This is a genomic window from Moraxella lacunata (assembly GCF_002027545.1).
Taxonomy (GTDB): Bacteria; Pseudomonadota; Gammaproteobacteria; order Pseudomonadales; family Moraxellaceae; genus Moraxella; species Moraxella lacunata.
The window spans coordinates 1-8,906 of sequence record NZ_MXAN01000024.1 but is presented as its reverse complement, the minus strand read 5'-3'; the positions used below and the strand labels follow the sequence as shown (position 1 = coordinate 8,906).

Annotated in this window: 10 protein-coding genes; all 10 read left to right on the top strand. The window is 34.1% G+C overall.

Annotated features, from left to right (window positions below):
* The first annotated feature begins 70 nt into the window (after nucleotides 1-70).
* The 10 genes from B5J94_RS04580 to B5J94_RS04535 all read left to right on the top strand — a co-directional run bounded on the left by B5J94_RS04580 (nucleotide 71) and on the right by B5J94_RS04535 (nucleotide 8,813).
* Nucleotides 71-628, top strand: a complete 558-nt coding sequence (locus tag B5J94_RS04580) for a hypothetical protein (protein ID WP_062499904.1) — start codon at nucleotides 71-73, stop codon at nucleotides 626-628.
* 59 nt (nucleotides 629-687) lie between these two features.
* A complete protein-coding gene (locus B5J94_RS04575; protein WP_062499902.1) occupies nucleotides 688-1,413 on the top strand; it encodes a hypothetical protein in 726 nt (241 codons plus the stop codon).
* Nucleotides 1,414-1,536: 123 nt separating this feature from the next.
* A complete protein-coding gene (locus B5J94_RS04570) occupies nucleotides 1,537-3,234 on the top strand; it encodes a type IV secretory system conjugative DNA transfer family protein (protein WP_062499900.1) in 1,698 nt (565 codons plus the stop codon).
* The gene (locus tag B5J94_RS04565) at nucleotides 3,231-4,079 is read left to right on the top strand and encodes a MarR family winged helix-turn-helix transcriptional regulator (RefSeq protein ID WP_062499898.1); all 849 of its coding nucleotides are present in this window, start codon (nucleotides 3,231-3,233) and stop codon (nucleotides 4,077-4,079) included. The genes B5J94_RS04570 and B5J94_RS04565 overlap by 4 nt, the downstream gene beginning before the upstream one ends.
* A gap of 399 nt (nucleotides 4,080-4,478) precedes the next feature.
* Entirely contained in the window at nucleotides 4,479-5,462 is a 984-nt protein-coding gene (locus tag B5J94_RS04560) for a Fic family protein (protein WP_079363958.1), read from the top strand.
* A 360-nt stretch (nucleotides 5,463-5,822) separates the two neighbouring features.
* Nucleotides 5,823-6,014, top strand: coding sequence for a hypothetical protein (locus B5J94_RS04555; RefSeq protein ID WP_062499896.1), 192 nt, complete (start codon nucleotides 5,823-5,825; stop codon nucleotides 6,012-6,014).
* A 74-nt stretch (nucleotides 6,015-6,088) separates the two neighbouring features.
* Nucleotides 6,089-6,397: a type II toxin-antitoxin system Phd/YefM family antitoxin gene (locus B5J94_RS04550; protein ID WP_062499894.1), complete on the top strand. Its 309-nt coding sequence runs from the start codon at nucleotides 6,089-6,091 to the stop codon at nucleotides 6,395-6,397.
* A complete protein-coding gene (locus B5J94_RS04545) occupies nucleotides 6,385-6,717 on the top strand; it encodes a type II toxin-antitoxin system RelE/ParE family toxin (RefSeq protein WP_062499892.1) in 333 nt (110 codons plus the stop codon). Before B5J94_RS04550 ends, B5J94_RS04545 begins: the two co-directional genes overlap by 13 nt.
* A 69-nt stretch (nucleotides 6,718-6,786) precedes the next feature.
* Nucleotides 6,787-6,942, top strand: coding sequence for a hypothetical protein (locus B5J94_RS14070; RefSeq protein WP_156471062.1), 156 nt, complete (start codon nucleotides 6,787-6,789; stop codon nucleotides 6,940-6,942).
* 584 nt (nucleotides 6,943-7,526) lie between these two features.
* A complete protein-coding gene (locus B5J94_RS04535; RefSeq protein ID WP_062499887.1) occupies nucleotides 7,527-8,813 on the top strand; it encodes a replication initiation protein in 1,287 nt (428 codons plus the stop codon).
* The last annotated feature ends 93 nt before the right edge of the window (nucleotides 8,814-8,906 follow it).

Sequence of the window (8,906 nt, the reverse complement as noted above, 5' to 3'; positions counted from 1 at the left end):
TTAATATATTGAACTTTTTCTGAAAAAGTGATTAAATGTAACTTATTTTTTTATTTTAAGGGTTGAAGCAATGCAAAAGCCGTATCGTGGAGATTATAAACCTAATTATGAGAAATGGAAAGCAATATGCAAGGTAAAATCATCATCAATTTTTGTTATTTTGCTTAGGTGGATTGTTTTTATTGCCTTGATTGGTTTTCTTGGTTCGTACTTTTTTGATAAACCAAACTTTGAGTATTATTATGACTTTTGGGAACATTCTATTCCAATAGAAGATGAAAACTATTGGTTTTCATTGATTTTTCTTACAGTTATTTCAAAGGTTATTGGTGTTGTTATTGCTTTTAATAAAAATAAAAATAATACCACATATAGACAATATGCAGAAAATGAGGCGAAAAGACGCTATCAGGAATATTTGGATAGGTGGTATCATTATCAGAATGCCGAAGATGAAGTGGATGATAGAAGATTGGCAAGAGAAATAAAAAGAAAGCGTGCTTTAAGTCAAGTTGATAATGAACAACTGCTTGATATGTATGGCAGATTATCCACTATACAATACCAAACTAACCAGCAAGCATATTTGTTTTATCAAGAAGCCCAAAATGCGTTGGCTGGGGGGTAGAACCTATGAATTAGAAAATTCATTAAATGATTTAGAAAGAGCGTTAGGGGTGTAAAAAAATGTATTGGACAAATTTGCATTATATTCAAAATCCCACTTTGCGAATTGCCGAGCAGAAAAATATGTTAATGGCACAGGTAGAAAATGCGAAGCAAGCTCAAAAAGAACGACATCATAGCGAATTGATGAGTTTCCAAAATGCTAAGTTAATGCTTGAAGAACGTTTAGGATTAAGAAAATTGGAAGATGAACGGCAACGACATCAAGATAATATGCAAATGCAACAACAACAGATTGCAAACCAGTTGCAAGTTGCAAATATTCAGGCAAATAATCAAATTGAATTACAAAGAATGCAAAGTAATTCACAAATGCAGTTATCAATGTTTGCCCATTTTTCTGCTATCAGTCAGCAAACCAATCAGGCTATTTTTACCGCAATGCAGACAATGTTAAATGATGTTATTAGTGAAAATCAGCACCAAAGGGAAATGGAGAAGCAAGTATTTTTATCAAGAATAGAGTTAATAAAAGTGAAATTACAAAACAAGCACGAACAAGAAATGAGAACTTTAAATCATAATTTACTTTTGGTTGAGAAAAAGTTGGATAGTCAATTAAAGAGAGAAGAGGTAGATTTTGATAAATATAGCACGGTGTTTTATAAGTTATTGGAAAATGTGCTAGAAATAAGCGAGAGTAAACAAACATTAGATGAAGCCACCTTGAACAGGTGGGAAGATGATGTTTTTTATCAGATGTATGGCGAGCGACTTACACAATAGGAAATATTGGGTAAAGTTAATGTAAATTATACATATAAACTATTGACATTTAAGGATTTTATGTATAATTTACCGCAACACTATCGCACCACAAAGAAGCCATAAAAGTAACTGGAAATCCTTATGAATGATGATTTTTATTGTGATTTGGAGTTAGGGAAAAATATTGACTTATTGGCGGACTGTATTTCAAATGAAATTGGTAGTAAAGTTATTTCTTTTGATAAATTTTTAGATAAGCAGAATAAATATCACGAACCACCAAGACGACCAAACAAGCCCATTTCACGCACTAACGACCCACGAGAACATCAGTTATTTGAACACAGATACAATCAAGCGTTGCGAGTTTATAACCAATTACATTTACAGTATGAGCAAAGCATACAAGAACAAAAATTTTTTCAACAATACGAAAGCACAAAACAGGGTTACATTGACTATTTGACAGAAAATAGCCAAGTTATTACGCCCTTTTTGAACCATGTGAACAAATTCCCCATAAGTGAAACAAATCGCCAGTTTCATACCTATATTTCTGGAAATACTGGAAGTGGAAAGAGTGAAACCATTAAATCATTTATTTGGCATTATTTGACAAGAAATACCAATACCGCTTTGGTTCTATTAGACCCACACGGACAATTAGCCAAACAAGTTGCTAAATTCAATGTTAATTTAGAAAATGATAGGTTGGTTTATATTGAGCCTAATTTGAATAGTTATTATCCTTGTATAAATCCTTTTGAATTTTCTAATAAGGAAAACTTAACGGATAAAGAAGCAGAAGATTATGCGGAAGCATTTTTATCAATATTTAAGGAGATATTGGGTAATTTAGGCGATGATGAGTTAAGTCTATCAATGGAAGTGATTTTAAAAAATACACTACCAGTCATTATAAAAAAGCCCAATTCTAGCATTTATGATTTAATTGATTTCCTTGAACCACCACAAGGAAAGGAAAAGAAATTTTCTGAAAAGGTTGAAAGTTTAATTGATTTTGCAAATCAAAATATTAAAAATCAAATGATATTGCATTTTCTAAATAATGCTTTTAAAGAAAATAGTAATTATAACGCTACAAAATTCGCTATTTACACTCGCTTAAATGCTATTTTTGGTTCAACCACAATGCAAAAAATGATGGCAAATAAAGCCACAATAGACCTTGAAAAACTCATACAAGAAAGAAAGTTAATTGTATTTAATTTTGCAAAGGGTGGAAATTCAGATTATAAAATACTGGGGCTTTTTATGATTGCTATGATTAAGATTTTATCTTTTCGTAGAAAATTTGATAAAAAGGCGATACCCTGTCATTTTTTCCTAGATGAATTTCAGAACTACATTACCCCTAGTTTGCAGGAAATTTTGGAAGAATGTAGAAAATATGGATTATTTTTAACCCTTGTTCAACAGCAGGTAGGGGTTAGAATGAGCAAAGAACTGCGAGATAGTATTTTAGGTAATGTGGGCGTAATAATGACCTTTCCTAATGGTTTTGATTCTTTAAAAGAAATTGCAAGACACACAGGCGAAACGGTTGAGAACCTACAAAAACACTTATCACAGGGGCATTGTTCAGTTTGGCAACGAGCAGAAGTAGGAAAAGTACAGAAACCGCCTGTATTTGTTGCTATGCCACGAAACACTTTAAAGAACAGCCAAAGTATGCACGAAGATCAATGGCAAGCCGTGTTACAGGGGCAAATTGAACGCTATTACCGTTCGCCAAACAATGACCGCACACAAGCCCAAACCACCCAATCTAGCCACAAAATAGGCGAAGATTTAGAATATTATGACAACCGCCAATGACACCAAAACAAAGCGAATTTTTATTATGGCTTGCCAAGACAGGATTTTTAACCAATAAGCACCTTAAACAACTAGGATTGTCCAAGTTGAGCAGTAGCAACCACAAGATAACAAAAGACCTGCTATTAAACGGTTTTATAGGGCGTATAATGGTGGCGAGTGGCTTTGGAATTGGGCGTAAAGTGGTGTATTTTCTCGCCAAGAAAGGGGCGGATTTTATCGCAGATATGCACGGCATACCCCTTGAAGAAATCGCCTATAATTCAGTTAAGGGCGGTATTCACAGGAACGAAACAGGCGAAGAAATGGCGGTCATACGCACTAATTTTTCCCACAAAGAAGCCTACATAACCGCCTTTATTGCCTTTTACCAGTACATACAATGTACAGACTATGTAATAACAAATTATAAGCACTACTATCAACGCACAGGCGACAAGGGAACAACTTTAAGACTTAATCATAAAAATTTCCGTCCTGACGGTATTTGGTTTATGGAAAGCATAGACCAAACCGCCCCAAAATATGTACTAGTGGTAGAAGTCCACCGCCATAGCGATAGAAAGCACATTATCCGCCAGTTGCTACAACAAGTTGAAGCCTTGAAGCAAAGAAGCGTACAAAATCGCTTTGGATTTGAACACCCCTATTTGGTGCTTTCGGTGTTTTGTGATGAAAATATCAAGGTTATGCAGGGCGTTTTGGAAGAACTCAAACAAATGCCACAATGGGAATATTTAGAAAATTATTTTTTCTTTTCAAGACTGGAAGACTTAAAGGCAGATTTTTGTAATGGATTGGGATATTTTGGCAGGATTGAAAAACCATTTCCAAAAAAGATTTGACAAAATAAAATTTTTTAATAAAATCAATGATATAAAGTTATTTTGCTATCAACAAACTAGCATTTTACACTTTATCCACCCTACCGCAAGCGGCAAGGGAATGGCAACCTACTAGAAAGGCAACCAGTTAAGGAATGCTTGATACCAGCAGTAAATTTGGTACACTCAGCACGCAAAAATAACTGCAAATATTACAGCAAAAACCTTAAACCAATGTCCGATAACTCGTAGGTCATCATCATAACTTTCCCACATACTATAAAGTGGTTAAAAAATAAAAGTGCTAGATGTTGTAGCACTTTTATTTTACCTAAAAATTGTTTACTTTTCAACCTTAAACAAGCTTGACTTTTAAAGATAAGTAATTATTATATATAGAGTTTTTAATCATTGCACTTTATGGAAACGCCAAAAATGTCAGAAAATTCAACCAATCAAGTAAGTATTTCAACTGAAAGAACCCTTGAACTTCGCTCTCTTTTTAACAAAAAACTTATGGAAAATTTTGAAAAAAATAATGCTAGAAACCTTGATTTATCTCTTATTTGGAAAGAAACCAATGACTTACGAGAACTTTACTCTCAACTTGACGATTTAAAAAAATGCCTTGATAGTTTTCGTCCATTGTCTGAAAATGAAGTTGAAATACTAAATGATTATTTTGATATTGAATATACTTACCATAGTAATAAAATTGAAGGCAATACCTTAACAAAAAATGAAACCAACCTTGTTATTAACAAAGGTATAACTGTAAGCGGAAAAACACTCATTGAGCATTTTGAAGCAGTTAATCACAAAGAAGCCATTGATTATATTAGAGAATTGGTAGAAAACAATTCTGATTTTTCAAAAATGGATTTATTAAATATACATCAACTAATTTTAAAATCAATCAAACCAAAAGATGCTGGAAGATACAGAATGCAAGATGTTGAAATCACAGGAAGTAGGCACATGCCACCACCGCATTTTTTGGTAAATGACCTAATGGAAGAATATTTTAGATTTTATGAAGAAAATAAAAATACTATACACCCTGTTGAGTTATCCGCAGAAATGCACGAAAGATTGGTAACCATACACCCATTTATAGACGGAAATGGAAGAACTTCACGGCTTATTATGAATATTATTCTTTTAAAAAATGGCTATCCAATCACTATTATAGATAGCGAAGAAAGATACAGACAAGAATATTATAATAGTCTTGAATTAGCACAGATAGGGGAAGATGTAAACAAGGAAAGATTTAAAATACTGGTTGCCAAAAAAGTTAAAGATATGATGTTTAAATACATTAACTTATTATCTTCAAATAATAATGAATACAGATTAACAAAAGGCGGTTATTTCTTTGAAAGAATTAAAGAAATATTATAATTTATGTCTAAAAAATAGCCATATAAATATGGCTATTTTTTGTACTTGAAAAATAACAATTTTTCAATAAAATTTTGAACTGAACTTAATTTGAAATTTATGAACCATTCTGCACCGCTTGAAATGAGCGTAAAACAAGGGGCAAAACTTTGGCACATTTCCCATAATACCATTTATGACCGAATAAAGAAAGGATTGCTTCAATTAAATGAAAATTGAAAAATTTCCCCTAGCGAAATGACAAGGGTTTTTTGAAGTCCACGCCCAAACAAAAAAGTTCAATGAACCGTTCAAAACACCCATTGAACTGAACCAAATGAACCCTTTTGAACGGTTCAAATTTCACTCATTGAAACAAAATTGAACTTTGAAAAACAACGCAATGAAGACCTAGAAAAACGCCTAAATGAAGCCAAAACACAACTTGACCGCAAAGACCAACAAATTTCTGAACTTTTGCAAACCATCAAAGACCTATCACAGAGCATAAAACGCCTTGAACCCCCAAAATCTGAACCAAAGCCACGCAAAAAATTTTTAGGAATTTTTTAAAAATCTTTTGCTTTTTTATCTATTTTGTCTATAATAGATAAAATAGATAATTTAACTTTAACAGGTTTTTTCAAATGCTCACATTTACAGCCACCGAAGCCAAGCAAAATTTTGGCAAATTAACCGATGTCGCAATGACACAACCAGTTAGCATAACACGGCAAGGGCGTGTTATCTTGGAAGTGATGACCCCCTACGAAAAAGAAAAAATGATACAGGAACGGGTTCGGGAAATGATGTTTTCTCAATTCGTGGCGGAAGCGGTGGAAGCACACGAACACTACGAAACAACAGGACTACACACCACGCACAACGAGATGAAAGCGTGGATTAACTCACTTTCTACCAACCCAAACAATAAGCCACCAGTATGCCACAAATAATCTATACGCAACGTATAACGGAAGATTTTCAAAGGCTACAAGGCTTTTTGAACGAAACCGCACCTCACAAAACAGCCGAAGCAATGCAAGCGATTTTTGATAAAATTGATATGCTTTTGACCCTACCCAAAATTGGGCGAGCCGTACCAAATGACACACTTCCCAACCTGCGACAGCTCACAATCAAGTGGGGAAAATATGGCTATGTGGCTTTGTACTCATACGATGAAGCAGAAGATTTGATTGTGATGGAAACCATACGCCACGCAAGAGAACTTGAACCCGAATTTTTGAGAAGCAGAAACCAAGATGAAAACTAAGAAAATTTTAAGAAACTGGTAAAATTTTCAAAAACACGCAAAAAACGCCCATTTTAGGGCGTTTTTTGTTTGGGTGCTACTTACCCACCACCCAAGCCCCTAAAACGCCAAGAAGACCCCTTTACGCTCATTTTAGAGCGTGTCTTGAACCAATCCACCGCCAAAAAAATCGGGCGGGTGGAACTTTTTCAAAAAAATCAAAAAAATCCTTTGGTTTCTAAGTGAAAAAATCCAAATTTTAAAAATAGCGTTTATTTTGCGTTTTAAGGGGCTTGTTTTTGTTGGGTGGTGTCTTTGTACCTTTTTGGGTTTAAAACGCAAAATAGGGCGGTTTCTGAGCGTTTTAGAGCGTGTTTTGTTTGTTATCTGTGGTTTGGTTTTGTAAAAATCCATTTTTTGCCAAAAATTTTCAAAAAAATTAATCGATTTTTGATTTTTAATTAAAAAAATTAAAAAAAGTAGTTAGTAGCCCCCTTGGGGCTTGGGGGAATTTTTAAAAATTTTCAGAATTTTTGGTTTCCCTACTAACTACTTTTTAAAGTAGTTAGTTAGTAGTAATATTTTAATATATTTTAGAGCAAAATTTTTTTGCAAAATTTCCTTTAAAATCAATGATAAAGACTGTGGAAAAATTTTTAAAGGTATAGAAAAACACCCCCCATAAGCATAGAAAAACACCCCCCTATTTTGTCCGAGATTGGCGTAGAAAAAAAATTTGTGCTTTCTATGCTTATAAGCATAGAAAAAATAATTTGACTTCTTATGCTTATTTGATATTATGGGGGTGTATTTTATGGATTTTTAACGCTATGACCGCAAAGAACCCAAGCAAAACACCGCTCACAAGAACACCGCAGGAACTGATACACATTCAGCATAGTATTTCAGCACGCCAATATAAATACTGGTTTTTACTTTTGAAGACCTATAAAGAGTTGTTAGAAAGTGGAGTAGAAAAGGACACAAAGGGATTTTATAGCGTATCACTTGCTCACATTTCAAGTCTTATGGGTTATGAGCCAGTAAAAAAAGAACTCAAAAAAGACCTTGAAGCCTTACGCCAACAGCCGATTATCATCAATTATTTAGAAAAAGATAACAAACCAGTAACACACGGAATGGGCTTTATTTCCGAATGGAAAGTAACCAGTACAAAAATTTCTTTTAGATTACCATCATTTATTGAAGATGTTTTAAAAGGGGATTTAGAAGCACAAAAAATGTTCCTATTGATGAGTTGGGATATTTTTAATTCTTTTGGTGGAAAGTATGAAGCCATTATTTATAAACTTTGCAAAGATTATATAGGGGTGGGGCGTACGCCATATTTTACCGTTGAAGAATATAGGGATTATATAGGTTTGAAAGATGATGAATATAAAACTTATAAATCTTTAAGACAATGGACAATTACAACGCCACTTAAAAATATTAACGAAAATGATTTATCTGATATTTTTGTTAAGGTTGTTTTAAAAAAAGATGGTCGGAATGTTGTTGGATTGCATTTTGAAATGGAATATAAAAAAGATAATATTGCACGAGAAATAGCACCATTTGAACCAAATCCAGCCTTTGAAAAGTCCTTGATAACTATACCACCCAATAAGCAACTGGAATATTTAGGGCAATTTTCAGAAGACCAAATAAAGGCGATTATTGACCGAGCCAACGGCTATATAGACAAGTTAAAGGCGGACGGCAAAAAGGCGAGCGTTGGGGCGATTTACAACAAGGCTTTTTTAGAAAGTTGGGGGCTTGATAACTGGGAAGCCGAGCAGAAAGCAAAGGCGGAAGAAGAAGAGCGAAAACGCCAAGCCAAAGCCGAAAGGGAAGCGGAATTGAAAGCCCAAAAGGAAGCGGAAGAGCGAGAACGGCAGGAAAGGGCGGAGCGTGAGCGGTGTTTTTCCGTGTTTGAAGCCTTGCCACAGGACGAACAAGAAGCGATTTTAGACGAGATAGAACAGACGATAAAGCAAACTATACCATTCTTTTTGACAGGCTTTAAAGAAGACCGAAAAAACGGTTTGAAGCCTTACAAAAAACCGCCCCATTGCTTTACATTGGTTGGCATCATTCATTCAAAAAATTTGTAACATTTTTTGAATGAATGATAATAGACTTCTTTCCAAACCCTGATTTTTGTAGATTTTTAAAAACTTCAACCCCAATACTTACAAGGGTTTATT

Coding starts and splice junctions, on each gene's coding strand:
- B5J94_RS04580 (WP_062499904.1), top strand. CDS start 71: ATGCAAAAGCCGTATCGTGGAGATTATAAACCTAATTATGAGAAATGG.
- B5J94_RS04575 (WP_062499902.1), top strand. CDS start 688: ATGTATTGGACAAATTTGCATTATATTCAAAATCCCACTTTGCGAATT.
- B5J94_RS04570 (WP_062499900.1), top strand. CDS start 1,537: ATGAATGATGATTTTTATTGTGATTTGGAGTTAGGGAAAAATATTGAC.
- B5J94_RS04565 (WP_062499898.1), top strand. CDS start 3,231: ATGACACCAAAACAAAGCGAATTTTTATTATGGCTTGCCAAGACAGGA.
- B5J94_RS04560 (WP_079363958.1), top strand. CDS start 4,479: ATGGAAACGCCAAAAATGTCAGAAAATTCAACCAATCAAGTAAGTATT.
- B5J94_RS04550 (WP_062499894.1), top strand. CDS start 6,089: ATGCTCACATTTACAGCCACCGAAGCCAAGCAAAATTTTGGCAAATTA.
- B5J94_RS04545 (WP_062499892.1), top strand. CDS start 6,385: ATGCCACAAATAATCTATACGCAACGTATAACGGAAGATTTTCAAAGG.
- B5J94_RS04535 (WP_062499887.1), top strand. CDS start 7,527: ATGACCGCAAAGAACCCAAGCAAAACACCGCTCACAAGAACACCGCAG.